Raw genomic sequence first — 22,660 nt, forward strand, 5'->3', positions numbered from 1 at the left:
CTCGGTCACTCCAGTTCGACCGTGACGTTGTTCTCCGTCACGTGGAGAAACGTGATGTATCGGGAGGAGGTGGTGGTGTCGTACCGGAGTTCGCCCGTCGAATCGTCCACGTCGAGTCGGGCTTTCCCGCTGTTTCCGGGGCCGTGCCAGACGCTCAGGTCGAACTCCGGCGCGAAGAAACTGAGGTAGTGTCTGGTGAGGTGGCCGGCCGTCGTCTCCTCGCCCGGCGTGAACGTGGTGTTCTCGCCGTCGGCACCCGAGTGGTTGAACTGCGCCTCCGAGGCGAGGGGAGCGTCCCACGTCAGCGACGTCTCGTCCGTCGCCCCGGGGCCGCCGTAGGTCATCGACATGGGACTCGTGTAGTTCACCGAGATGGTCTCCGTCGAGCAGTCGATGCTGACCGGGCCGGTTCCGGCGGGGATGCTGTCGTTCGTCCAGACGTGCTGGCTCCCGCTCCCGTTGCGGTAGTAGACGGCCATCGTCATGTCCGCGTCCTTCCCGTTCTTGCAGTAGTTCCCGATTCCCTTCGGGACGTGGACCACCGTCTCGTACGCCTGCGCCCCCTTCGTCGCGTAGAACGAGAAGTCCATGTTGTTGTTGCCGCCGTTGGACTTCGCGAGCGACACCTCGAACTGCCTGATGGGGTGTTTCGAGGCCATCCCGCGAATCTCGACGCCCTCGTTCTTCGCCGGGAGGGCGAACGACCCGACCATCCCCACGGTGGCGAGTTCCAGCGTCGCGGTCCGGTTCGCGTGGTCGAGGGTGACGTTCCCGGTGGTGCGCGTGCGGAAGTACTCCGCCCATCCGCGGTAGAACTCGCTCTGGACGGTGACGTTCACCGACCCGTTGCGGACCGGATTGCGGTACGGCGTCGTCCCGTCGGCGTACGTCTCCCACCCCGGGCCGGACGCGTCCGGTTTCGGGTAGACGCGCGCCACCTCGTCGCGCCGCGAGACCACCGCTCGCACCCGGCCCGACCCGGAGTCGGCGTTCCGAACGCGGACCACGGGGAGCGTGAGCGTCGCGTCGCGGTAGTGGAACTCCGGCGGCGACACCATCGACGTGCCGCCCTCGCTCTGCCGCCAGACGCCGCCGCCCTGGTACGTCACGTCGGTCGTCTCGGTTCGGTAGGTGACCGACCCGAGCGAGGCGTTGTAGACCACTTCGTCGCTGTCGGCGGAGTAGTTGTAGTGGGTGATGCGTATCCACCCGTCGTCGGGCGAGACGGCGTACTGGCCGTCCGAGGAACTCCGCAGCGACACCGACTCGCGTCCGGTCTGTCCCAACCCCACCATCGCGGTGACGGCGTCGAACTGCGTCATCGACTGCTCGGCGCGTTCGACGTCCACCGACTGCTGGGTCGCGGACATCGCCGACGACCCGACGCCGACGATGATGCCCGTCCCCAGGAGCGTCATCCCGAGGAGGAGGACGACGGCGACGGTGGAGGAGACGGCGCGCCGGTCGGGGGCGACCGATCGCATCAGGCGCCACCCCCAGGTGCGGCGGCGAACGCCGACGGCGGCGCGACGGCGGGCGAGACGTCGTCGCCGGACTCGAACGACAGCGTGTCGGCCGCCGGGTCGTAGACGACGACGACGCTCCCGCCGGCGAGACTGGCCGACTCGACGTCGACGCCGGTGCGAACCGTCACGGTCACCGACTCTCCCGTCCGACCGGTCGAGAGGGTGATGTCGTGCGTCCGCGGCGTCGTCACCGACGGTTCGCTCACCTCGATTCGGTAGGGCGTCCCGGCGACGGTCCGCGGGAGGTCCACGCTCACGCGGACGGCGTTCGCGCCGTCGCCGGCGCGGACCATCCGGTCGACGTCCACGGTGCGGGCGGCGACGCGTTCGGAGAGCACCGACAGTTCCCGCTCTGCGACCTGACTACGCTGGTCGTCGACGTACTGGCCCGTCCCGACCAACAGCACCGAGACGAGAACCGCGGTGATGGACAGCGTCAGGACGTATCCGAGCGTCGTGGAGACGCCGCGGTCGGCCTCACGCGCCCGCATTCGGCACCTCCACCGTGGCGTTGTAGTGCGTCTGCGGACTGCGGTAGATAACGGTCACGTCCGCGGTGTAGACGGCCGCCGTGTAGAACGGCGTCCCGGCGTCGCGCGACAGCGAGGGAAACGCCCCACCGTCGGCCCGCCGGTCGACGGCCACCGAGTACGTCCCGGCGGCCGCGTTCGAGGAGACGAACGTCACGTCGAACGGGTCGTCGGTCGTCGCGAACGCCCCGAGGGCCGGACAGGACTCGCCCGCCAGCGTCGCCGCCCGCGCGTCGAGCGTCACCCGCCCGTCGTCGGGCGCGCGGCACGTCCGGACGGTGCCGTCCGGTTCGCGGACGGTCACGCCCACGTGCCCGTCGTTCCGTTCGTAGACGAACAGCGACCGGTTCTCGCCGTCCGTCTCGGTGAGGTTCACCCGGAACGCGCCGTCCGCGACGAGTTGGCTCACGTCGTCGCCGTCGTCGGCCACGGGGGCGAGCGCCGACGTAGAGAGGTTCATCGTCGGCCCGCGGACGCCCGTCGCGCCGGTGACCGCCGTCCACTCCGTCGCGCCGCCCGGACTCGACAGGGCGCGCGCGGCGTCCGTCTGTGCGACCCGCGACCCGTTCCGGACAGTCACGACGCGCGTCTCCGTCCCGGTTCCCGAGAGCGCGCCGTGGGCGGCGGCGTCGTCACTCCAGTTGGCGACCCCGCGGCGCAGCGACTCGTTCAACGCCCGATAGGCCCCGTCGACGCCGACGGCGCTCGAATCGTTGTCGTGGCGGTTGACGTACGCGACCGTCCGTTCGGCGGCGACGACGGCCTCGGTGCGGTAGTTGACGACCTCTGTGGACTCGCTCACGTCCGACCGGGTGGCGACGTTGCCGGTGTAGATGGTCGTGTTCACGAGGAGCGAGAGGACGACGAACAGCGTCGCCATGGCGAGGGCGGTGACGAGGATGAGCTGTCCACGGTCCCCGTCGGTCACATCCGCCACGTCACCACCTCCACGACGACGACGTTCCGGACGGGACCGTCGGGCTCCACGTCCGGGGCGAAGTACGCGTCCCCGGCGTCGGCCAGCGTCGTCGCCGTCGGATTGCCGTCTCGGTCCCGGAGCCTGTCGTCGTCGTACAGCGTGACGGTCCACGTCGCGGTGGAGGCGTGGTCGCTCGGTTCGCCGAGGTAGACGACCTGCTCGCGGATTCGCTGGTCGTTCCGCCAGAAGTAGACGTTCAGGTTGTACGCGACGCCTCTGTCGAGGAGGGCCTCGTTCAACGCCCGGCCCAGCGCGGTGTCGTCGGGCGCGCCGTCGTGGTAGCCGTCCCACGGGGCCCCGTGCCACTGCCGCTTCGAGTCGTTCCAGTACAGCAGGCCCGCCCGGAGCGTGCCGTTGGCCGCCTGCGTCGCGAGGACGTCCTCGGCGACGGTGGCCTGGTGGTCCTCGATGCGTTGGTTCGACGTGCTGCCGGTCAACGGCGTCACCGCCGTCACTTGAAGCGCGAAGGCGACGCTGGAGAGGAGCAGGATGCCCGCGGCGATGGCCTCCAGCGTGTGGGCCTGTCCGCGACGGTCCGGCGTCACCACACCCTCACCACCAGTTGCCGCGTCCGGTCGTCGACGAGGACGACGCGCCGCGTCGTCGCCACGCCCCGGTTGTCGGGCACGGGCGGCCCGGCGCGGAGTTCGCGGGTCGAACCGCCGATGCCGGGCGGTGCGTCGAGTTCGGCGACCGTCTCGCCGTCGTAGACGGTGACGTTCACGGCGACGTGCTCCGCGCCGAGCGTCGCCGCGACGGTGTCCGTGCTGGCGTCGAAGCCGCAGTCCACGCCGGTGTCAGTTCCCGTCTGCACCTGCCTGAAAAACGACCACGTGCACGTCGCGTTCAACGCGCCCGGCGTCGCCGGGTCGCCGAGAGCGTCGCCGGTCAGCGTCGCGGCGAGTCTGTCGCTCGTCTGCGTCCGGTCGGACGACGCGAACGGTTCGAAGATGCCGGGGACGAACGCGACGACGAAGACGACGACGAGGAGGAACACGCTGACGCCGACGACGAAGTCCATCGTCGTCTGGGCCCTGTCGTTCGGTCGCGAGCGAGGGTCGCGCACGCTCATCCGACCACCGCCCACACCGCCAGCGCGATGGTCTGGAGTATCACGACGAACTTGACGCCCGAGACGATGTCCGCGCTCCGGATGTAGCCGCTGATGAACCCCGAGAGCGTCGCCTGCAGCGTCACCGCGTGGAGGAAAAGCAGCGAGAGCATCGCCGTGTCCACGGACCCGCCGAAACTCGGCCCGCCCTGAACCGCCTGCGACCCCGAACTGCTCGCACTCGCCTGCGAGGTGAGTCCGGCCATCACGTCGAGGAACTGCGTCTTCAGGATGGCCATCACGGCCAGCAGCGTCAGGTACGTCATCAGGATGATGGCCACCTGCATCCGCGTCCGCGACTTCCGCTCGCGTTCGATGTCGTCCTGGTTCTCCGACGCCTGCGCCGCCGTCGTCAGCACGTCCGTTATCTGGCTCGACGCCTCCTGCGCCTTCGAGATGAGCTTCACCGTCCGGGCGAGGCGGGGGATGTGGTACTTGTTGTTGAACTCGACGAGCGCCGACCGGAGACTCATCCCGTAGTTCACCTTCGCGTGCATCACGTCGAACTCGTCGGCGAGTTTGCCCGAGGAGGTGTCCGAGACGGTCTTGACGGATTCCAAGAGCGTCTGGCCGGTGTCGTTGGCGCTCGACAGTTTGCGGAGGTTCTCCGACAGTTTGCCGACGACGGCCTGTCGAGAGCGGTTGTTCCAGCCGTGGAAGAACGCCAGCGGGATGCCGACGACGTAGACGGGGACGTACCACCAGACGAACGTCCCCCAGATGGGGTTCTCCAACATGCCGTCCCACGAGAGGGGGGCGGCCTCGCCGACGACGGCCGTCAGCACGAGGACGGACGCGGCCGGGACGGTGAGCACGAGCGTGTAGAGCGGGTGGTCCCTGAAGAAGAGGTGCGGGCGTTCGAGCAGCCGTTTCGTCTTGTACGTCCCCTCACGGGAGCGAACCCGGTCGAAGAGGCGGGAGTCGCCGACGAAGCTCTCGACGAGTCCCATGTGAATCAGCCCCTCCCGGTGGCTCTGTTCGAGGCGGTCGGAGGCGCCGTCGGGTCTGAGGTAGCCGTCCCCCGGTTCGTCCTGCTTCACCGTCGAGACGAGGACGAGGAAGCCGACGCCGGTGAGCGGAATCAGGCCGTACACCGTCGCGTACAGCAGCGACTGCTGGGCCTGCCCCAGCATGCTCATGATGACGAGGATGATGATGAGAAGCAGGGGGAACAGCGAGAGCGTCATGTACATCTCGCCGAACAGTTCCAGCGTCTCCAGCGTCATCTCCTGCTCCTGTTTCGCGGTGCGGAGGTGCTTCTCCTTCTTGTCGTCGAGGAAGCGCTCCATGTTGCCGCCGGAGTTGACGATGGAGAGCATGTCGGTCAGGAACTGCGCCAGTTCGTCCGACGGCGTCACCATCGCCTGGTCGCGGATGGCGTTCCGGTAGTCGGTGCCGAAGTACTCCGTCTCTTGGACGATGCTCTGGAACTCGCGGGCGACTTCGCCGTACGTGTCCTCGGCGCGACCCATCGCCTCCAGAATCTCCAGTTGGTTCAGCCCGCCCACCGAGAGGGCGTACATGAACGAGATGGCGTCGGGGAGGAGCATGTTTATCTCCCGCTTCCGACTCGACGCCTTCGAGAACGGGACGGCGACCAGCGTGCCGAACCCGGCGCCGAAGCCGATGCCGCCGAAGACGAGGCCGGAGACGAGGACGGCGAACGGCATCGTCAGCGACTCCAGCAGTTCGGCCGTCCGCGCGTCGGGCGTCGGGAGACCGATGCTGACCGTCTCCGCGGTGACGACGCCGAACGCGAACAGCGAGTAGCCGAGCAGCGACCCCAAGAGCCAGAGCGTCCCGCCCGCGAGAGCGCCGACGGCGAGGGCGCGCGCGAGGTACAACTCCACCGTCGCGGGCATCCGGGCCTGTTCGAGTTTCCGCTCGACGTCGTCCACGAAGTCGCCGTCCTCGTCGAACAGGAGGCGGAACAGCGGGTAGAACGCGTCGCCGAGCGTGTCGGTGTCCCGGTCGAAGCCGCCGGTTCCGGGCGAGTCGAGGCTCATCTACGCGCCTCCCTCGGTTCCCCCGTCTCCGTCGGCGTCCGCGGTGTCTTCGTCGTCGCCGTTTCGGCCGCCGTCCGCGGTGTCTTCGTCGTCCTCGTCGGCTGCGGCGGCGTCCGTCTCGGCGTCGTCCCCGTCGGCGTCCGGGTCGACCACACCGTCCCCGTCGGCCTCGTCGGAACCGGTGTCGTCGCCGAGGGCGTCTTCGGGGTCGGCGTTCTCGAACTCGCCGAAACCCCACCCCTCCTTCTCCAACTCCTCGGAGGCGTCCTCGCCGAGGAGTTCCTCGATGAACTCCTCCTCCGAGGCGTCGGTGCCGCCCGCGGGTCGGTCGGAGTCGTCGCCGTCGTCCGTCTCGGGCGTCGCCGTCGCGTCCGCGTCGTCTCCCCCTTCGTCCGCGGACTCGCCGTCTCCGCCTTCGCCGGCGTCCAACGGAGGCGCGCCGCCGTCTTCCAGTTCGCCCGGTCCGTCGTCGTCGCTCGCGTCCAGTTCCGACGGGCCGTCCTCGCCCGCGTCGAGTTCGGGGTCCTGCCGCGTCGCCTCGTCCAGGGCGTCGAGGGCCGTTCGGTCCTCGTACCGCGCGCTCACGTCGGGTTCGTCCGCGATGTGCCGGAGGGCGTCGGCCACCTCGTCGGCGTCGCGGCCGCGGTAGTCGGGGAACAGTTCCTCCTCGGCGCGGGCGAGAATCTCCCGGCAGAGTTCGAGGACCTCCTCGGGCGGGTCCGGCCGCGGGACCATCTCCTCCTTCTTGGGGTCGACGTTGATGTGGACCGACTCCATCTCGCGGAGGTCTTCGAGGCTGCGTTCGAGGTCGTCCTCGGCCATCAGCGTGAGGATGGTCTCGGAGTCGTTGATGAACGCCTGCAGCGTCGCGGCCACCTGCGTGTACGTGTTGAGGCCGCGTTCGATGAGGTACGCGAGGACGACCTGCCGCACGAACAGTTCGTGCTGAAGCGTCTCCTCGGTCCACCCGCGGTCGAACCGAATCTCCTCCAACGTGTTCGAGGCGCCCATCTGCAGGAACTCGTCGGTCTCGGCCTGCCACTGGTAGACGTCCTGGACGTTTATCTCGTCGTTCTCGGCGTCGTAGTGGTTTATCTCGGTCAGGGACTTGTTCCGGCGGACCTTGTTCCCCTGCACCCGCGTCGACGTCTGGATGGACACCAGGTCGAGGGCGGAGAACATCGTCTTCGAGACGTTGATGGGGTCGGTCGTGAAGCGCTTCAGCACCTCGCCCACGCTGTCGGCGTGGAACGTCGTGTACGTCGTGTGCCCGGTGGACATCACCTGGAACAGCGTGCGCCCCTCCTCGCCCCGAATCTCTCCCATCACGATGTAGTCGGGTCGCTGTCGGAGTGCCGCTTCCAGCAGGTCGAACTCGTCCACGTCGCCCTTGTCGTCGTCGGAGAACGACGGCCGGGTGACGGAGGCGATCCAGTTTCGCTGCGGCAGTTCCACCTCCCGGGTGTCCTCGATGGAGACGATCTTCGAGTTCGAGGGGATGAAAAGCGACACCGCGTTCAGCGAGGTGGTCTTCCCCGAGGCCGTCCCGCCGGCGAAGATGAGCGACTTGTGGTTCTCGATGCAGAGCCACAGGAACGCCATCTCCTCCAGCGAGAACGTGTTCCAGTTCACGAGGTCGATGGGCGTGAACGGGACGTCCTTGAACTGCCGGATGGTGTAGTTGGTCCCGTGGTCGGACACCTCGCGGCCCAGCGTGAGTTGCGCGCGGGAGCCGTCCGGCAGCGTCGCGTCCACCTGCGGCCGCCGCTTGGAGATACCCTTCCCCGACCGCTGGGCGAGTTTCACGACGAAGTCGTCCAACTCGGTCTCCTCGTGGAGGACGTTCGTGATTATCTGCTCGTAGTCGGAGTGGTAGACGAACACCGGGGAGTTGTAGCCGTCGCAGGAGATGTCCTCGACGTTGATGTCGTGTTTGATGCCGTCGATTCGCTCGTAGCCGATGAAGTCCCGGCGGAGGTAGTAGAGCAGTTTCTCGACCTGATACTCCGTCAGCGTCTGGGCGTCGTCTTCGAGGACGGCCGGTTCGGGGCGGGCGGCGATGCCGTTCAGTCCGTCGTCCCGCCGCGACGGTTCGGCGAACAGGCCGCCGAGACGGCCGCCGAACGACGCCTCGTCCAGGCCGAGTCGGCGCGCGAACGACCCGAGCGACCCGTCGCGTGACTGCGACCCGCCGTCCGTCGCGGCACCGTCGTCCCCGAGTCCGAGACGGTCGAACAGACCGGCGACGGCGCCGGGGTCGGTCTCCTCGGTCGAACCATCGGGGCGGAACGAGAGCGAGAGTGCGTCCGAGTGGCCGTCGGGGCCGGGGTCGTACAGGTCGTACCGTTCCAACAGTTCGAGCGACTGTTGCTCGATGACGCGCCGGCGCGTCCCGTCGCCCGTCCCGATGCTGCTCTCGTCGTCGTACTTGATGGCCGTCCGCAACTTCCCGGTGAGAAACTCCGTGAGGTCCGTCTCGATGCGGTTCTGGTACGGTTCGACCACGTAGTACTTCTTCTCGTTCTCCTTGACCGAGTGGAAGAGGACGACGAACGAGTGGGGTTTGTTCACCCAGTACCGCTCGACTTCCCGAAAGTGGGTCTTCTTCTCCATCGGCACCGCCTTCTCGAGGTCGTAGCGGTTCGCCGCCGTCGTCCGGCCGCGTTCGTCCGAGAAGAAGGCGTCCTCGTCCAACTCCTCGTTCACGTCGACGGTTCGTTCCTCGACCACGTCGTCCAACTCCTCTGCGCGGTCTGCGCCGCGCGCGAGGGCGTTCTCGATAACGTCGGGGTCGAACCCGAGAGCGTCCTCGGCGTCGAAGCGGTCTATCTCGCCGTCGTCGTCGCGGGGACGACTGCCGTCGTCCTCGTAGTAGTACTCCCGCTTGTAGTGCTCCCACATCCACGTGTCTTTGACGACGGGCGTGGTCTCGGGGTCGCAGAACTCGTCGAACGCCGCCTGGATGCGCTTGGCCTCGCCCGCCGCGTCCGCGATTTCGTCCTCGGTGTCGACGGGGTGGTGGCCGAGATACTGCTCGTCGGTCGGGTCCAGTTCGACGTTCTGCCAGTCGTCTCGCGTCGGCCGCGTCGGAGTGGGTGGTTCGTCGGCGTCGGCGTCGTCCCATCGGGACCCGCCGGACCGGTCGTGACTCTCCCGCGGGTCTCGCCCCCGGTAGAGCGACTCGACGTCCCCTTCCTCGCCGTACTCGTCGAGGAAGTGCGCCCACGTGTACTCGCCGACGCTGACCGTCGAGTCGTCCGCCTCGGCGGTCGCGTCCCGGTGGTCCCCGTCGGTCGCCGCGTCCCCCGGTGCGACGTCACCTTCCAGGGCCGCCCGGTCGCCGCCGACCTCCCCCTCCAACGCGTCCTCGTCGTCGCCGTCCGAATCCCGTCGGACCGGCGAGGACGCGTCGTCGTCGGTAGCCATTGTTCCCCGGTGGTTGCCCCCCATCAAAAAGGCTTCTGGGGATTTAACGGTCTGTTTAGTGAGAATGCCAAGAGTTTGCACTCTGTACATTGTTGTATTTAATTTGGAAGTCGAGAATGCAACTCCCGTGGTGCTTTATACCTCGTTTAAGTCCCGTTTATCTAACATTCTTTTTTGCGATAACGTCGGACGTCGCCGCTCGGGTGTTCTGTCGCTTCTCGTAGGTCTAATACGAGATTAACTGACACGTTCGGCGGCTGTCGAGGTCGAATCGAGCGCCGAAGCTCGCACCCAGTCGGGCGAGTCGGTCGCGTCGCTGTGCTATCGGTGACGAGTCGTGAGCGGGAAGTCGCGAACGGTGCTCTCGGTCGGAGTCCGATGCGAGTGACGTGGCGGGACGCGAGCGTAACGAGTGGCGGGATTCGAACCGTGCCGAGACTCGCTTCGCTCGCCGGAAAACGGGCGTGGCGGGACTCCCGCGAGCGCAGCGAGTGGGAGTACGCCACGTCCGCGAGACCGAGCGAAGCGAGGTCGAAGCGGGCGTGGCGGGATTCGAACCCGCGATCGAGAGGTTAGGAACCTCTCGCCCTATCCGCTAGGCCACACGCCCCGGCGTCGCTACGGGTGCGTCCCCTATAATACGTCCGAGTCGTGCGATTCGACCGCGCCGCGCGGCCGACGGTCGAACGCAGTCGCTCGGCGTGTCGCGTCGTCCGAGAAAGCCGGAGTGGAGAGAGCCTTCAGTTGGTTTCCGACGACGTCGAGGTGGAGGTGGAGGTGGCCGTCGTCGTCTCCTCGTCCTCCTCGTCGTCTTCGTCGCCGTTCTCCATCTGCTTGAGCTCTTCTTCGATTTCGTTGCGTCCGCGCTGGAACTCGCCCATGGCCTGACCCGTGGACCGAGCGAGCTTCGGAATCTTGTTCGCCCCGAACAGCAGCACGAGGACGAGCAGCACGATGAGGAGCTCCGGCCCACCCGGGATCCCTGGGAACAGGGGTACTATGGTTGACATCGCTAACTGGGCCTAACCTACTCGTAACTATAGGCTTTTTGCATCTCTCAGTCTCCTCGGCGGGCGTCCGAGCGGGCGCGAAAAACCGTCTCCGGCACCGTGAGTGCCTCTCGACGCCGATATTCGGCGATAAAAGACAATCTGCGCAGACTGTCTTCGAATAGAACATTCTGTCGGAAAAAACCGCTATCGAACGACAAAGGGTCAGCGAAACCAGAGAGCCCCTCCCCGACCGTCAGGGTTTCTCGTCTTCTGGGCGTTCAGACGGACGCATGCTAAACCGTCTGCTGTTCGTCGTGGCGAGACTGGCGTTCGGCGCCAAGTTCGCTCGCGACGGTTACGACAACCTCTCGAACCGCGAAGACATGGTCGGCTACGCCGAGAGTGTCGGCGTCCCGTTCGCGGACGTGCTGGTCCCGGCGGCGAGCGGTCTGCTCCTCGTCGGCGGCGTCCTGCTCGCGGTCGGTCTCGCACCCCTGTTCGGCGTCGTCGCCATCGCCGCGTTCCTCCTCGGCGTGACGCCGCAGATGCACGACTTCTGGAACATGGAGGGCGACCGGCGGGCCGACGAGCTCGACGCCTTCCTCCGCAACGCCTCGTTCCTCGGCGCGGCCATCGCGTTCGCGGTGGCCATGCGCGAAGGCGGCGAAAACTGACTGCGTTCGGAACGTTCAACCGCAGTCTCCGACGAGGGAAGGGTATGCTCGAAATCGGAGACGAGGCCCCGGATTTCACCGCACCGCTCGCGAACGGCGACGTCGAGTCGTTCACGCTCTCTGACCGCCTCGACGAGGCCCCACTCGTCCTCGCGTTCTTCCCCGCCGCGTTCACGAGCACCTGCACGACGGAGATGTGCACGTTCCGCGACCGGATGGCGAACTTCGAGGACGTCGGCGCGGCGGTGTACGGCGTCAGCATCGACACGCCGTTCACGCTCAACGAGTTCCGCCGGCAGAACGACCTCAACTTCGCCCTCGTCAGCGACACGAACCGCGAGATAATCCACGACTACGACGTGTCGATGGACTTCGACTCGCTCGGCGTCCGGAACGTCGCAAAGCGCGCGGTGTTCGTCGTCGACGCCGACGAGACGGTGTCGTACGCGTGGGTGTCCGACGACCCCGGCGCGGAACCGGACTACGAGGAAGTCGCGGCGGCGGCGGAGTCGGCGCGGAACTGACCCCCCGACGACGGGCGACCGGGGATTCTTTCACCCCGCGGACGTAGTGTGCGACGGCATGGCCGAAGCAACAGACGACGTCACGGACAACGGCGGGCGGAAGTACGACCCCGAGGCGAGCCACAGTTTCCCGGACGAGAAACTCAACGAGATTCTCCCGACGCTCCTCGACGACCCCGAGGTGAACACGTACCTCAAGGCGCAGAACGTCAACGCCGTCACCCGAAAGGGGTACAACGACCACGGCGAGAAGCACATCGAAATCGTCCGCAACCGTGCGCTGCGCCTGTACGACCTCCTGAAGGCCGGCGGCGTCGAGTTCAACGGCGCCTCCGAGCAGGGACTGAACGAGGAGGACGAGGCGGTCATCGTCGCCCTCGCGGCCACCATCCACGACATCGGGCACGTGGTCCACCGGGACGACCACGCCTACTACTCGATTCCGCTCGCCGCCGACCTGTTGGACCGCTTCCTCCCGCGGTTCTACGACACCTCGGAAGTCGTCCGGATGAAGGCGGAAGTGCTCCACGCCATCCTCTGTCACCACACCGAGGAGGACCCTCTGACGACGGAGGCGGGCGTCATCCGCGTCGCGGACGCACTCGACATGGAACGCGGCCGGTCTCGAATCCCGTACGAGAAGGGCGGACGCGGCATCAACACGCTGTCCAGTCAGGCGATAGACAACGTGACGCTCGAACCCGGCGACAGCAAGGCCGTCCTCGTCGAGATAGAGATGGTCAACGCCGCCGGCGTCTACCAGGTGGACAACCTCCTGAAGGCGAAACTCCACAAGTCCGGACTGGAGGACCACGTCCGCATCGTCGCGGTCAACACGAAGGCCGACGACCAACTCGTCGAGCGCATCGAACTGTAGCACGCGCCGGACGACGCGAGAACCGTTCGTTCCCTCGTCTCAGTCGTCGAGCGAACCCGAGACCTCTTGCAGGCCGGCCACCGTGAGTTCGCCGCCGAGCGTCCGGTTCGGGTACGGGATGTCGATACCCAGTTCGTCGAACCGCTGTTTGACTCGCTTGATGTACTCGGCCTTCGTCTTCACGAAGTCGGCGCGACTGGGGTTGGATATCCAGAACCGCGAGGTGAGGACGACCGAGGAGTCGCCCAGTTCGGTCAGACGGACCGTCGGAGCGGGGTCGTCCACAATCTCCGGGTCCGACTGCGCCTCCTCGACGATGACCTCCGTCGCGGCGTCGATGTCGGCGTCGTAGCCGATGCCGAACGGCACCTGCAGGCGGAGCGTGTCCTTGGCGACGGGGTTCTTGATGACGCCGTCGGTGAGTTGGGAGTTCGGCACGGTGAGCAGTTCGTTGTCGAACGTGCGGACGCGCGAGACGCGGAAACTGATGTCCTCGACGACGCCCGAGTTGCCGTCCCACTCGATCCAGTCGCCGATGCGGAACGGCTTGTCCGTGTAGATGAAGACGCCGGCGACGAAGTTCTGGAGCACGTCCTGCATCGCGAAGCCGATGGCGAGCGTCGCCGCCGCCGCGATGGTCGCCAGCGACTGCAGGAAGTTCGGAAGCCCCGCGGCGCCGAACGCGACGGTGACGGCGACGAAGACGACGACGATTCCGAGGAGGCGACGGAGCGGTTTCTGTGCGTGCGCTTCGAGGTCGCGCGAGTTCATCACCCGGTCGGCGAGTGGGAAGGCGAGCCCCCGACCGAGCAGGTAGACGGCGGCGAACGCGGCGGCGAACGCGACGATTCGGCCGAGGAGTTCGGCGACGCCCGCCGGAATGCCGAACCCCGCGAGGAACTCGCCGACGGCCTCGTACAGGCCGGAGTCGGCGCTCTGTTGGAGGGCTACAGCACCGACACTCATCGATGGACGACGCCGGTGTTCCCCCGGGTCTCGACGACGTCGGCGTCCACCCGCCCCGCGAGTTCGTCGGTGAGTTCCTCGACGGTGGTGCCGGCGCGCGCCGACCGCAGGAACTTGATCTTCACCAGGTCGCTGCGCTTCAGTTGGTCGTCCAACTCCTCTTCGACGGCGCTGATTCCGCTCTTGCCGACCCAGACGGTCACGTCGAGGTCGTGCGCCTCCTTCCGAAGGTCGTGGTCAGTCATACGTAGCTTCAACGGGTGGAGGGGTTTGAACGTTGAGGATTCGGCTCGTCTCACTCGAACGGGTAGCGCTCCGTCGCGCCGCACTCCAGACAGCGGACGACGACGCGCCCCCGGTGGACGCGGACGCGGGCGTTCCGACCCGGTCGGAGGTAGACGTCGCAGGCGTCGCAGGTCGAGCGCTGAAACGACTTCGGCAGACCGCACCGGTTCCGCTCCGCGAGGCGGCGGGCGAGACGGACGTACTCGCGAGCGCGGTCGTACTCGTCCTCGGTCGCCGCCTCGCGGGCGAGTTCGTGCAGGCGCTCGATGCGTTCCTCCGCGATGCTCATGTCCCGAGGAGAGAGACCGCCGGGCAAAGTCGTTCCGCTCCGACCGCGGCGGGGGCGCGCGGTCCGACCGCGAGTCGGTAGGGTGAAACCGTCCCCCGCGGAAGTCGGAGTGACCGTGAGTCTCCGCGCGCTGAACTACCTCGAACTCGAATCGCACCTCGACCGGAGCGGAATCGGGACGGCGGCCGACCAGCAACGCGCGGCGCTCGAACGGACCGACGTGGACGTCGTCACCTCGCCGTGGCGGGGCGGGTCGCTCCCCCGCGCGGGCCTCTCTGCGGCCGCCGGCCGCGGCGCCTTCGCCGACTACGACGTCGCCCACTGCAACCTCATCGGACCGGGGTCCGTGGCCGTCGCCCGCCACGCGAACGCCGAGGGGATTCCGCTGGTCCTCCACACCCACGTCACCCGCGAGGACTTCGCCGAGTCGTTCCGGGGGTCCAGCGCCGTCGGCCCCGCCCTCGGGCGCTACCTCCGGTGGTTCTACTCGCAGGCGGACCTCGTTCTCTGCCCCTCCGAGTACACGAAGTCTGTCCTCGAATCGTACCCCGTCGACGCCCCGATTCGCCCGATGACGAACGGCGTCGACGTCGACGCGTTGGCGGGGCACGAGGACCTGCGGGCGGAGTACCGCGAGCGGTTCGACCTGGACGGCATGGTCGTCTTCGCCGTCGGCAACGTGTTCGAGCGCAAGGGACTCACGACGTTCTGCGAGGTGGCGTCCGACACCGACTACGACTTCGCGTGGTTCGGCCCGTACGACACGGGGCCGCACGCCTCCAAGACGGTGAAGCGGTGGGTGTCGAACCCGCCGGCGAACGTCACCTTCACCGGGTGGATAGACGACATCCGGGGCGCGTTCGGCGCGGGCGACGTCTACCTGTTCCCCACGAAGAACGAGAATCAGGGCATCGCCGTGCTGGAGGCGATGGCGTGCGGGAAGGCCGTCGTCCTGCGGGACATCCCCGTCTTCGAGGAGTTCTACACCCACGGGCACGACTGCCTGAAGTGCGAGACGCGCGCGGAGTTCAGCCGCGCGCTCGACTTGCTCGCGCGGGACCCCGACCTGCGCCGTCGCCTCGGCGAGAACGCGCGCGAGACGGCCGCCGAACACAGTCTGGACCGCGTCGGCGAACGACTCGTCGCGGCGTACGAGGCCCTCCTCGACGGGCGCGTTCCCGAATGACGGGGCGGCGACGAGTCAGCACGGTTTATCAGGCCGGCCCGCACACCGAGGAACGAATGCAGTCGGTCGCGGCGTTCACGGACACGTACCTGCCAACCGTCAACGGCGTCTCCTACACCGTTCAGACGTGGCGCGACCACTGGCGAGAACGCGACGGGCGGATGGACGTGGTGTACCCCGGGACCGACGAGTACGTCCCCGACGAGGGCGAGTACCCCGTCAGGAGCGTCTCGTTCCCGTTCTACGACGGCTTCCGCCTCGGCGTGCCGCGCGTCCCGAGTCGCGTCGAGGACGTGGACGTCGTCCACGCGCACACGCCGTTCGCCCTCGGCCTCTCCGGTCTCCGTCTCGCCCGACGGCGGGACCTCCCGTTCGTCGCCTCCTACCACACGCCGACGGGGGAGTACGCCGACTACCTCACCTCCCGCGACTCCTTCGAACGGCGAATCGAGTCGCTGTCGGAGCGGTACGAGCGCTGGTTCTTCGGCCGCGCCGACGCCGTCCTCTGTCCCAGCAGGGACACCCGCGACCACCTCCGCGACGAGGTGGGCGTCGACACCGAGATTGTCGTCCTCTCGAACGGCATCGACACCGACCGGTTCGCGCCCGCCGACGCCGGGGCCGTCGAGGCGTTCCGTGACCGCTACGACCTGCCGGACGGCCCGCTGGTCGGCTACACCGGCCGGCACGGGTTCGAGAAGAACCTCTCGGAGTTCGTCCGCGCCGCCGAGGGACTGGACGCGACGGTGGTCTTCGGCGGCGACGGTCCGGCGCGCGAGGAGTTGGAGTCGCTGGCGACGGACCTGGGCGTCGAGGCGCACTTCCTCGGGTTCCTCCCGCGGGAGGAACTGCCGGCGTTCTACTCGGCGCTGGACGCCTTCGTGTTCCCGAGTCCCGTCGAGACGCAGGGGCTGGTCGCCCTCGAAGCGAACGCCTGCGGCACTCCGGTCGTCGGCGTGGACGAGGGTGCTCTCTCGGACACCGTCGACGACGGCGTGACGGGCTATCACTACCCGCTGGGCGACGTGGCGGCCTGCCGGGCGGCCGTCGAACGCGTCCTCGGCGAACGCGAGACGCTCTCGGCGTCGTGTCTCGACCGCCGCGACGCGGTGAGCGTCGAACACGCCGTCGACGAACTCGCGTCGCTGTACGACCGCGTGTGTTCTGAGAAAGGGTACTGAGTCGACTGCTCGCGGCGTCGAGAGGCCGGCGTCGGCTACCGCGGCCGGTTCCTCAGTCGTCCAGGTCCTCGACGGCCTGCGCGATGCGCTGGAGTTGGCGCGTGGCGTCGCGCACTTCGTCGCGGAGTTGACGGACTTCCCGGACGAGTTCCTCGTTGCCCGCGGACTCGGACTCGCCGCGGCCGGCGCCGGGCGGGCCGCCGGGGCCGCCACCCATGCCGCCGCCGCCCATCCCGCCGGGGCCGCCGCCGCCCATCATGCCGCTCATCATCTGCGCGAACGGGTTGCCGCCGGGGCCGCCGCCGCCACCGCCACCGCCGCCCATCATCTCCTCGGGCGACGGTCGCTCGCCCTCTTCGCGTTCCTCCTCGCGGCGCTTGCGAATCTCCTCGACTCGCTCGCGGAAGGACATCTCGTCGTCGTCGCCGCCCTCGGCGGGCGTCTCTTCGGCGCCCTCGGCGGATTCCTCGACGTCGTCTGCCGGTTCGTCGGCGGGATCGTCTGGCTTCTCTGACATGGAGTCTCCTTCTCGGTCCGACTGGAAAGGACTGACGGTCCCGGGCGTCACCCCCACGCGCCGAGACTCGACTGCACGTCTCTGGTCGTCGCCTCCGCGGTCACCTCGTGGCCCACCAGGTCCCGGAGGTCCACGGCGTACGTGCTCCCCGCGTGGTCGAGGACGAGGAGCCGACCCTGCACGCCGCGGACGGTGCCGGTGGCGATGACCTCCGCGACGGGCCGGGCGTCGAGTTCGAGTCCGTAGTCGAAGTCGAACCGGTCGAGCACGTCGAACTCCGAGAGCAACGACTCCCACGCCGCCTCGTCGACGGCGCGGCCGAGTCCGTCGCGCTTCGTCCGGACGCGGACCCGGTCGGGAATCTCTGCCGCCAGTCCGGCCTCTATCTCCCGGGCGATGCGACCGTCGGCGACCGTTCTGACGTGCGCCCCGCGGTCGGCCCCCTGTTCGCGCAGGCGCGTCTCCAGTCGCCACTCCTTCGTCACGCCCACCTTGAACACGTCGGGCGCGAACGCCGCGAGGTAGACGGCGTGGGGGTCGTGACAGTCCATCTCGTCTTTGAGACAGGTGCCGGTGCACTTCGCGCACACCCACGTGGAGCGGTGGTCGCGACAGTGCGGCGCGGCGTCGTTCTCGCAGCCCCGGTGTTCGTCGTCGGTCACGACGCCCGCGCAGTGGCGTTCGCCCAGCGTGTAGCGCAGGTCCGTTCCGGGGTCGAGCGAGACGTACTCCACGTCGCCGTCGCTGGCGAGAAAGAGTCCCGGTCCGGCCGTGTCGTATCCGACGAACTGCACGGGGAAGCGTCGGTGACGGCCGGGTAAAAACCGTGCGCTCGCTGCGACGCACGGTCGAGGCGTGGCGGTCCCACTCGAGGGAGGCCGCCAGCGACGCCGCGCGCCGCCTCGGCGCGAAACGACCGATGTGCGTACCGACGGGTTCGGCCGAGGCGGTGCGAACCCCGAAGGGGCGTCGTTCGGTGGCGTGTCGAAGAGTGATCCGCCGAACGAGGTGGGGCGCGGCGGACGTTCGACAGTCCGCCTCCACGTGGGAGACTGTGAAAGGGTCGGGGCAACGGTCCACCGAGGCACAGGTGGGGTTGGGAATCTCCCGGATAGAACGTGGGAGGGAGCGGGTATCAAACCCGCTTGTAACCCGGTTAATGAACTGTACGGAAACGAGTGACAAACCGGCGGAGACGCTCGGCGTCCGAATCCGACTTCCGGTCCGGTCGAACGTCTCCGGTCACCGCCGCCATCGCCGAGAGACCCGCGACGCCGAGGAGGAACGCGGCGGCGAAGACGACGGCGTCGCCGCGGGCGAACAGGACCGTCGGTAGCCGGGCGGGCGGCAGGCCGACCCCCGTCAGGAGGGCTCCGACGGCGGTGGCGAGTGCCACCGCGGGGATACCGAGGAGAGCGAGCAGAATCAGCAACGGCGACGGCAGTCGGTCGTCACGCCGGTGTCCGGGGGTGCAACGTCGAATAGCCGTCGCATCGAGAGGCACCGGACGGGGGCGCCGCGCTGACGGTAGCGCCGACTGTGGGGCAGAGCCGACCCGTCCCGTCGTCCGCCGGAGCACGGCGTTCGGCGGCGCGAGGCGCCGGACTCGTCTGCGGACCGGCGGTCGACGGTATCGGCCGGCGCTCCGGACGTCCGGCGGCCGGCCTCAGGCTTCGACGCCGTACTCGGCGCGCAGTTCCGCGGCGAGTTCGCGCGCGGCGCGGCGCACGGCGTCGTCGCTGGAGGCGTCCGGTTCCCACCCGAGGGCGGACAGTTTCTCGATGGAGAGGCGCATCCGCGGCACGTCGCCCTCCCACCCGCGGTCGCCGCCGGTGAACTCGTACTCGGGGTCGACGTCCATCACGTCCGCGACGATGTCCGCGATGGTGGTGACGGAGGTGGTGGTCCGCGTGCCGAGGTTGTACGTGTTCATCGACTGCTCGGCGTTCTCGACGACGTGCGAGATGGCGCGCACGCAGTCCTCGACGTGGAGGTAGGACTTCTCCTGTCGGCCGTCGCCGAGGATGGTGAGCGTGTCGGGGTCCTCCAGCAGTTTCTCGATGAAGTCGGGGACGACGTTGCCTCGCTGTTTCGGGCCGACGATGTTGGCGAAGCGGAACAGCCAGACGGTGAAATCCTTCGAGTGGGCGTACGTGGAGAGCAGTCCCTCGTCGGCCAGTTTCGACGCGCCGTAGACGCTGATGGGTTCGAGGGGGGCGTAGTCCTCCGGCGTCGGACGCGGGGCCTCCCCGTACACCGTCGACGAGGACGTGAACGCGAGGTTCGAGACGCCCACCTCGTCCATGCGTTCGAGGACGTTGTACGTCATCTCCGTGTTCTCCTCGAACAGTTTGCGGGGGTCGGCGTAGTTCGTGTCCGTGTAGGCGGCGAAGTGGAACACCACGTCGACGTCCGCGGTGATGGCCTCGGCCACGTCGTCGGCGTCGGTCAGGTCGGCCTTCACGAACTCGACGCCGTCCGGGACGCGTTCGCGCGTCCCCTTCGAGAGGTCGTCGACGACGACCACGTCGTTGTCGTCGCGGAGGTGCTGTGCGAGATGAGAGCCGACGAGTCCCGCGCCACCGGTGACGACGACTCGCTTCTCGGAGAGTTGCATACCGGCACTGGACCACCGGGCAGTAAGTTCGTTCTGGTCCCGCGCGCTCACTGCGAGGGGTTTTCACCGCGCGTCGAGTTCGGCGGGATGGCCTCCTCGCCCAGTCCGGTCAGGTCCGCGCTCACGTCCCACAGTCGCCGGCGGGTTCGCTCGTCGCGCGCCGCCGCCGCGGGCCGTTCGACCGCGCAGTCGGCGAAGTACTCGCCGGTGACGCCCTCGACTTCGGGGGAGGAGGCGAGGTAGACCGGGGTGTCGGACGCCTCGGCGGGCGTCCGGACGAACCGCGACGTGAGCGACTCGGGGAGGGCGTCGAGGACGGAGACGGCCGCGCGCACGGCGCCGCCGTACTCCCGCGAGAGCGACGTTCCGGGCACCGCGCCGGGGTGGAGGCAGTTGGCGGTGACGCCCGTCCCCCGGAGTCGGTCGGCCGCCTCGAACGTGAACAGGACGTTCGCCAGTTTCGACCGGGCGTACGCGGCGGAGCCCGTCACGTCGTGGACCGAGCGGAGTTTCCGGAAGTCCATCCGGCCGTTGCGGTGCAGTTCCGAGGAGACGACGACGACGCGCGCCTCTCCCGTCTCCGCCGCCGTCTCGCGGAGGCGGTCGGCGAGGCGGTTCACGAGGAGGAACGGCGCGAGGTGGTTCACCGCGAACGTCGCCTCGACGCCGTCCTCGGTGAGTTCGGGGTCGGAGAACCACGCGCCCGCGTTGCTGACGAACGCGTCGAGGCGGTCCACGTCGTCGTCGACGCGCGCCGCCAGGTCGCGAACGTCGCGTTGCGAGGCGAAGTCGGCGGTGTAGAGGGCGGCGTCGCCGTCGCCGGTCGCCTCGCTCTGCAGGTCGGCGACGGCCCTGCCCCCCTTCGCGGGGTCACGACCGGTCACGAGGACGCGCGCGCCGCGGGCGACGAGTCGGCGGGCCGTCTCGTAGCCGATGCCGTCGGTCCCGCCGGTGACGACCATCGTCCGCCCGTCGAGTCGCGGCGGGTCCGGGCACGTCGAGACCATACCCGAGGTTCGGTCCCGACGCGGATATATCGTCGCGTCCCGGCGGTCCGTCGGACGGTTCGGGCGGCGGCCGCGCAACCGGCGGCGCGGCGGCGAGAAGCGAAGGGCCTTAGCGCGCGGACCGACTCGCAGGCGGTATGCAAGCAGAACCCGAAGTCGCCGTCCTGCGGTACGGCCACCGGCCGGGGCGGGACGACCGGATGACGACGCACGTCGGCCTGACGGCCCGCGCCCTCGGCGCGGACCGCGTCGTCTTCCCCGGCAACGCCGGGCAGTCCGCGGAGACGGTCGAGGACATCACCGGTCGGTTCGGCGGCCCGTTCGCCGTCGAGATGACCGACGCACTCGACGCGTTCATCCGCGACTGGGAGGGGGTCGTCGTCCACCTGACGATGTACGGCGAACGCGTGCAGGACGTCGAAGACGACGTGCGCGCGGCCCACGAGACGGACCCGATTCTCGTCGTCGTCGGCGGCGAGAAGGTGCCGTTCGAGGTGTACGAGGCGGCCGACTACAACGTCGGCGTGACGAACCAACCCCATTCCGAAGTCGCGGGCCTCGCGGTGTTTCTGGACCGCCTGTTCGAGGGCCGAGAACTCGAACGGGAGTGGGCGGACGCCGACCGGCGGGTGATTCCGAAGGCGACGGGAAAGCGGGTGGTCGACCCCGACGCGGCCGACGGCGAGTAGGGGGAATCCGCGGCGACGAACCACGTCACATCCGGAGATTTTAAACGCCTTTGCGGCGGAACACAACACAATGGCTTTTGAAGGGCTGCTGAACGACCCTGTCATCCAGAAGTACCTCCACGAGTTGGTTGGACCGACGGGGATGCCGGTCGCGGCCGCGCCGCCCGACGGCGAGGTCACAGACGAGGAGTTGGCCGAGGAGTTGGGCCTCGAACTGAACGACGTCCGTCGAGCGCTCTTCATCCTCTACGAGAACGACCTCGCGTCGTACCGCCGCGTGCGCGACGAGGACTCGGGGTGGCTCACCTACCTGTGGACGTTCCACTACGAGAACATCCCCGAGAACCTCGAAGAGGAGATGTACCGCCTCCTCGACGCCCTCGAGGAGCGGTTGGAGTACGAGCGGACCCACGAGTTCTACCTCTCGGAACCCGCGGGTATCCGCTTCGAGTTCTCCGAGGCGATGGAACTCGGCTTCCAGTGTCCCGAGACCGGCGCTCCCCTCGAACCGATGGAGAACGACGACATGGTCGACGCCATGGAGCGACGCATCGAGGAACTGCGGGACGAACTGAACGTCGAGGCGAAGGCCAACTGATGGTCGTCCTCGCAACGAAATGTTACGTCGAAGGCGACGCGCGGACGCGTGCCCTCGACAGTCTGGACTCGCTCATCCGCAACGACGTGGGCGAGTTGGACGTCTCGTGGGACATCGGCGTCCGCGACGACGACTTCGTCTCCGTCACCGTGACGGGCGACGACGCCACCGCCGCGCGCAACCTCCTCGGCGACGAGTGGGGCGAGGTGACGCCGCACCTGCAGGAGGGCGAGACGTACGTCGGCACCCTCGACGAGTGGGACGACGACGGCTTCGTCCTCGACGTGGGCTTTCACGACTACGTGCGCATCGAGGCGGACGAACTCGGCCTCGGCACCGGGACGCCGACGCAGATTCGCGACCGCTTCGGCATCGTCCAGCACACGCCGCTCTCGTTCGTCTACAGCGAGGACGGGTCGCGACTGGCCGACGAGACGCGCGACAGACTGTACGGCTGGACCCGCGAGGAAGGTGCGGGCCGCGTCAACGTCAACAGCGCGACGCGCGGGGAGGTCCGCGCGACGGTCAACCGCGCCGGGCACGCCGAGGACATCGTCACCGTCGAACGCCTCGGCCTCCTCGAACAGAGCATCGTCTGTCCCGAGGGGACGGACCCGCCGGGCCTCCTCGCCAGCATCGGGAAGTACCTCCGCGCGGAACTCAAGTGCGTCCTGACCTGA

At 68.2% G+C, this 22,660-nt stretch carries 24 protein-coding genes and 1 tRNA gene; 8 read left to right on the forward strand and 17 right to left on the reverse strand.

From position 1 onward, the window contains the following. Nucleotides 1-5 precede the first annotated feature (5 nt). From BM310_RS07420 to BM310_RS07460, 9 genes are all read right to left on the reverse strand, one after another. Nucleotides 6-1,484, reverse strand: coding sequence for a DUF7289 family protein (locus BM310_RS07420; protein WP_089806081.1), 1,479 nt, complete (start codon nucleotides 1,482-1,484; stop codon nucleotides 6-8). Further along, nucleotides 1,484-2,017, reverse strand: a complete 534-nt coding sequence (locus tag BM310_RS07425) for a DUF7266 family protein (RefSeq protein WP_089806083.1) — start codon at nucleotides 2,015-2,017, stop codon at nucleotides 1,484-1,486. The genes BM310_RS07420 and BM310_RS07425 overlap by 1 nt, the downstream gene beginning before the upstream one ends. Beyond that, a complete protein-coding gene (locus BM310_RS07430) occupies nucleotides 2,004-2,984 on the reverse strand; it encodes a hypothetical protein (RefSeq protein ID WP_245778440.1) in 981 nt (326 codons plus the stop codon). The genes BM310_RS07425 and BM310_RS07430 overlap by 14 nt, the downstream gene beginning before the upstream one ends. After that, complete coding sequence (locus BM310_RS07435) at nucleotides 2,981-3,583, reverse strand: DUF7288 family protein (RefSeq protein WP_089806085.1); 603 nt, start codon at nucleotides 3,581-3,583, stop codon at nucleotides 2,981-2,983. Before BM310_RS07435 ends, BM310_RS07430 begins: the two co-directional genes overlap by 4 nt. Beyond that, the gene (locus BM310_RS07440; RefSeq protein ID WP_089807076.1) at nucleotides 3,577-4,107 is read right to left on the reverse strand and encodes a DUF7287 family protein; all 531 of its coding nucleotides are present in this window, start codon (nucleotides 4,105-4,107) and stop codon (nucleotides 3,577-3,579) included. Before BM310_RS07440 ends, BM310_RS07435 begins: the two co-directional genes overlap by 7 nt. Beyond that, a complete protein-coding gene (locus tag BM310_RS07445) occupies nucleotides 4,104-6,152 on the reverse strand; it encodes a type II secretion system F family protein (RefSeq protein WP_089806087.1) in 2,049 nt (682 codons plus the stop codon). The genes BM310_RS07440 and BM310_RS07445 overlap by 4 nt, the downstream gene beginning before the upstream one ends. Continuing rightward, nucleotides 6,153-9,578: an ATPase, T2SS/T4P/T4SS family gene (locus BM310_RS07450; RefSeq protein WP_089806089.1), complete on the reverse strand. Its 3,426-nt coding sequence runs from the start codon at nucleotides 9,576-9,578 to the stop codon at nucleotides 6,153-6,155. Between the two features lie 537 nt (nucleotides 9,579-10,115). Then, nucleotides 10,116-10,188: transfer RNA gene (locus BM310_RS07455), tRNA-Arg, on the reverse strand. Nucleotides 10,189-10,318: 130 nt separating this feature from the next. Then, nucleotides 10,319-10,588 (reverse strand): Sec-independent protein translocase subunit TatA/TatB, encoded by a 270-nt coding sequence (locus BM310_RS07460; protein ID WP_089806091.1) that lies wholly within the window; start codon nucleotides 10,586-10,588, stop codon nucleotides 10,319-10,321. A 272-nt stretch (nucleotides 10,589-10,860) separates the two neighbouring features. On the opposite strand from BM310_RS07460, the gene BM310_RS07465 reads away from it, so the two are divergent. From BM310_RS07465 to BM310_RS07475, 3 genes are read left to right on the forward strand one after another with little or no spacing between them, the layout of a single operon-like run. After that, nucleotides 10,861-11,244, forward strand: a complete 384-nt coding sequence (locus BM310_RS07465; RefSeq protein ID WP_089806093.1) for a DoxX family membrane protein — start codon at nucleotides 10,861-10,863, stop codon at nucleotides 11,242-11,244. A gap of 44 nt (nucleotides 11,245-11,288) precedes the next feature. After that, entirely contained in the window at nucleotides 11,289-11,768 is a 480-nt protein-coding gene (locus BM310_RS07470; protein ID WP_089806095.1) for a redoxin domain-containing protein, read from the forward strand. Nucleotides 11,769-11,826: 58 nt separating this feature from the next. Beyond that, the gene (locus BM310_RS07475; RefSeq protein WP_089806097.1) at nucleotides 11,827-12,645 is read left to right on the forward strand and encodes an HD domain-containing protein; all 819 of its coding nucleotides are present in this window, start codon (nucleotides 11,827-11,829) and stop codon (nucleotides 12,643-12,645) included. Nucleotides 12,646-12,684: 39 nt separating this feature from the next. On the opposite strand, the gene BM310_RS07480 is transcribed toward BM310_RS07475, so the two are convergent. The 3 genes from BM310_RS07480 to BM310_RS07490 are packed head-to-tail and all read right to left on the reverse strand — an operon-like array spanning nucleotide 12,685 to nucleotide 14,185. After that, nucleotides 12,685-13,611 carry a mechanosensitive ion channel family protein gene (locus BM310_RS07480; protein WP_089806099.1) on the reverse strand — a complete coding sequence of 309 codons (927 nt, stop codon included), beginning with the start codon at nucleotides 13,609-13,611 and terminating at the stop codon, nucleotides 12,685-12,687. Continuing rightward, on the reverse strand, nucleotides 13,608-13,856 hold the full coding sequence (locus BM310_RS07485; RefSeq protein ID WP_089806100.1) for a YhbY family RNA-binding protein: 249 nt from the start codon (nucleotides 13,854-13,856) through the stop codon (nucleotides 13,608-13,610). The genes BM310_RS07480 and BM310_RS07485 overlap by 4 nt, the downstream gene beginning before the upstream one ends. Nucleotides 13,857-13,906: 50 nt before the next feature. Next, nucleotides 13,907-14,185 carry a ribonuclease P protein component 4 gene (locus BM310_RS07490; RefSeq protein WP_089806102.1) on the reverse strand — a complete coding sequence of 93 codons (279 nt, stop codon included), beginning with the start codon at nucleotides 14,183-14,185 and terminating at the stop codon, nucleotides 13,907-13,909. 115 nt (nucleotides 14,186-14,300) lie between these two features. Here BM310_RS07490 and BM310_RS07495 point away from each other — a divergent pair, with 115 nt between their 5' ends. After that, on the forward strand, nucleotides 14,301-15,371 hold the full coding sequence (locus BM310_RS07495) for a glycosyltransferase family 4 protein (protein WP_245778441.1): 1,071 nt from the start codon (nucleotides 14,301-14,303) through the stop codon (nucleotides 15,369-15,371). Between the two features lie 56 nt (nucleotides 15,372-15,427). Next, entirely contained in the window at nucleotides 15,428-16,552 is a 1,125-nt protein-coding gene (locus BM310_RS07500; RefSeq protein WP_089806106.1) for a glycosyltransferase, read from the forward strand. A 52-nt stretch (nucleotides 16,553-16,604) separates the two neighbouring features. Here the strand turns inward: BM310_RS07500 and BM310_RS07505 are convergent, their stop codons facing one another. From BM310_RS07505 to BM310_RS07520, 5 genes are all read right to left on the reverse strand, one after another. After that, nucleotides 16,605-17,069, reverse strand: coding sequence for a hypothetical protein (locus BM310_RS07505; protein WP_089806108.1), 465 nt, complete (start codon nucleotides 17,067-17,069; stop codon nucleotides 16,605-16,607). Between the two features lie 47 nt (nucleotides 17,070-17,116). Then, complete coding sequence (locus tag BM310_RS07510) at nucleotides 17,117-17,863, reverse strand: DUF2797 domain-containing protein (RefSeq protein ID WP_089806110.1); 747 nt, start codon at nucleotides 17,861-17,863, stop codon at nucleotides 17,117-17,119. Nucleotides 17,864-18,225: 362 nt separating this feature from the next. Then, the gene (locus tag BM310_RS20905) at nucleotides 18,226-18,501 is read right to left on the reverse strand and encodes a hypothetical protein (RefSeq protein WP_143105128.1); all 276 of its coding nucleotides are present in this window, start codon (nucleotides 18,499-18,501) and stop codon (nucleotides 18,226-18,228) included. Nucleotides 18,502-18,735: 234 nt separating this feature from the next. Continuing rightward, nucleotides 18,736-19,686 (reverse strand): NAD-dependent epimerase/dehydratase family protein, encoded by a 951-nt coding sequence (locus BM310_RS07515; RefSeq protein WP_089806112.1) that lies wholly within the window; start codon nucleotides 19,684-19,686, stop codon nucleotides 18,736-18,738. Nucleotides 19,687-19,733: 47 nt separating this feature from the next. Continuing rightward, nucleotides 19,734-20,693: an SDR family NAD(P)-dependent oxidoreductase gene (locus BM310_RS07520; protein WP_089806114.1), complete on the reverse strand. Its 960-nt coding sequence runs from the start codon at nucleotides 20,691-20,693 to the stop codon at nucleotides 19,734-19,736. 137 nt (nucleotides 20,694-20,830) lie between these two features. On the opposite strand from BM310_RS07520, the gene BM310_RS07525 reads away from it, so the two are divergent. The 3 genes from BM310_RS07525 to BM310_RS07535 all read left to right on the forward strand — a co-directional run bounded on the left by BM310_RS07525 (nucleotide 20,831) and on the right by BM310_RS07535 (nucleotide 22,660). Continuing rightward, nucleotides 20,831-21,382 carry a tRNA (cytidine(56)-2'-O)-methyltransferase gene (locus BM310_RS07525; protein ID WP_089806116.1) on the forward strand — a complete coding sequence of 184 codons (552 nt, stop codon included), beginning with the start codon at nucleotides 20,831-20,833 and terminating at the stop codon, nucleotides 21,380-21,382. Between the two features lie 70 nt (nucleotides 21,383-21,452). After that, entirely contained in the window at nucleotides 21,453-21,980 is a 528-nt protein-coding gene (locus BM310_RS07530) for a transcription factor (RefSeq protein WP_089806118.1), read from the forward strand. Continuing rightward, entirely contained in the window at nucleotides 21,980-22,660 is a 681-nt protein-coding gene (locus BM310_RS07535) for a DUF2110 family protein (RefSeq protein WP_089806120.1), read from the forward strand. Before BM310_RS07530 ends, BM310_RS07535 begins: the two co-directional genes overlap by 1 nt.

The organism is Halogeometricum rufum (assembly GCF_900112175.1).
In the GTDB taxonomy this organism is placed as follows: domain Archaea; phylum Halobacteriota; class Halobacteria; order Halobacteriales; family Haloferacaceae; genus Halogeometricum; species Halogeometricum rufum.

Coding starts and splice junctions, on each gene's coding strand:
- BM310_RS07420 (WP_089806081.1), bottom strand. CDS start 1,484: ATGCGATCGGTCGCCCCCGACCGGCGCGCCGTCTCCTCCACCGTCGCC.
- BM310_RS07425 (WP_089806083.1), bottom strand. CDS start 2,017: ATGCGGGCGCGTGAGGCCGACCGCGGCGTCTCCACGACGCTCGGATAC.
- BM310_RS07440 (WP_089807076.1), bottom strand. CDS start 4,107: ATGAGCGTGCGCGACCCTCGCTCGCGACCGAACGACAGGGCCCAGACG.
- BM310_RS07445 (WP_089806087.1), bottom strand. CDS start 6,152: ATGAGCCTCGACTCGCCCGGAACCGGCGGCTTCGACCGGGACACCGAC.
- BM310_RS07450 (WP_089806089.1), bottom strand. CDS start 9,578: ATGGCTACCGACGACGACGCGTCCTCGCCGGTCCGACGGGATTCGGAC.
- BM310_RS07460 (WP_089806091.1), bottom strand. CDS start 10,588: ATGTCAACCATAGTACCCCTGTTCCCAGGGATCCCGGGTGGGCCGGAG.
- BM310_RS07465 (WP_089806093.1), top strand. CDS start 10,861: ATGCTAAACCGTCTGCTGTTCGTCGTGGCGAGACTGGCGTTCGGCGCC.
- BM310_RS07470 (WP_089806095.1), top strand. CDS start 11,289: ATGCTCGAAATCGGAGACGAGGCCCCGGATTTCACCGCACCGCTCGCG.
- BM310_RS07475 (WP_089806097.1), top strand. CDS start 11,827: ATGGCCGAAGCAACAGACGACGTCACGGACAACGGCGGGCGGAAGTAC.
- BM310_RS07480 (WP_089806099.1), bottom strand. CDS start 13,611: ATGAGTGTCGGTGCTGTAGCCCTCCAACAGAGCGCCGACTCCGGCCTG.
- BM310_RS07485 (WP_089806100.1), bottom strand. CDS start 13,856: ATGACTGACCACGACCTTCGGAAGGAGGCGCACGACCTCGACGTGACC.
- BM310_RS07490 (WP_089806102.1), bottom strand. CDS start 14,185: ATGAGCATCGCGGAGGAACGCATCGAGCGCCTGCACGAACTCGCCCGC.
- BM310_RS07500 (WP_089806106.1), top strand. CDS start 15,428: ATGCAGTCGGTCGCGGCGTTCACGGACACGTACCTGCCAACCGTCAAC.
- BM310_RS07505 (WP_089806108.1), bottom strand. CDS start 17,069: ATGTCAGAGAAGCCAGACGATCCCGCCGACGAACCGGCAGACGACGTC.
- BM310_RS07515 (WP_089806112.1), bottom strand. CDS start 19,686: ATGCAACTCTCCGAGAAGCGAGTCGTCGTCACCGGTGGCGCGGGACTC.
- BM310_RS07520 (WP_089806114.1), bottom strand. CDS start 20,693: ATGGTCTCGACGTGCCCGGACCCGCCGCGACTCGACGGGCGGACGATG.
- BM310_RS07525 (WP_089806116.1), top strand. CDS start 20,831: ATGCAAGCAGAACCCGAAGTCGCCGTCCTGCGGTACGGCCACCGGCCG.
- BM310_RS07530 (WP_089806118.1), top strand. CDS start 21,453: ATGGCTTTTGAAGGGCTGCTGAACGACCCTGTCATCCAGAAGTACCTC.
- BM310_RS07535 (WP_089806120.1), top strand. CDS start 21,980: ATGGTCGTCCTCGCAACGAAATGTTACGTCGAAGGCGACGCGCGGACG.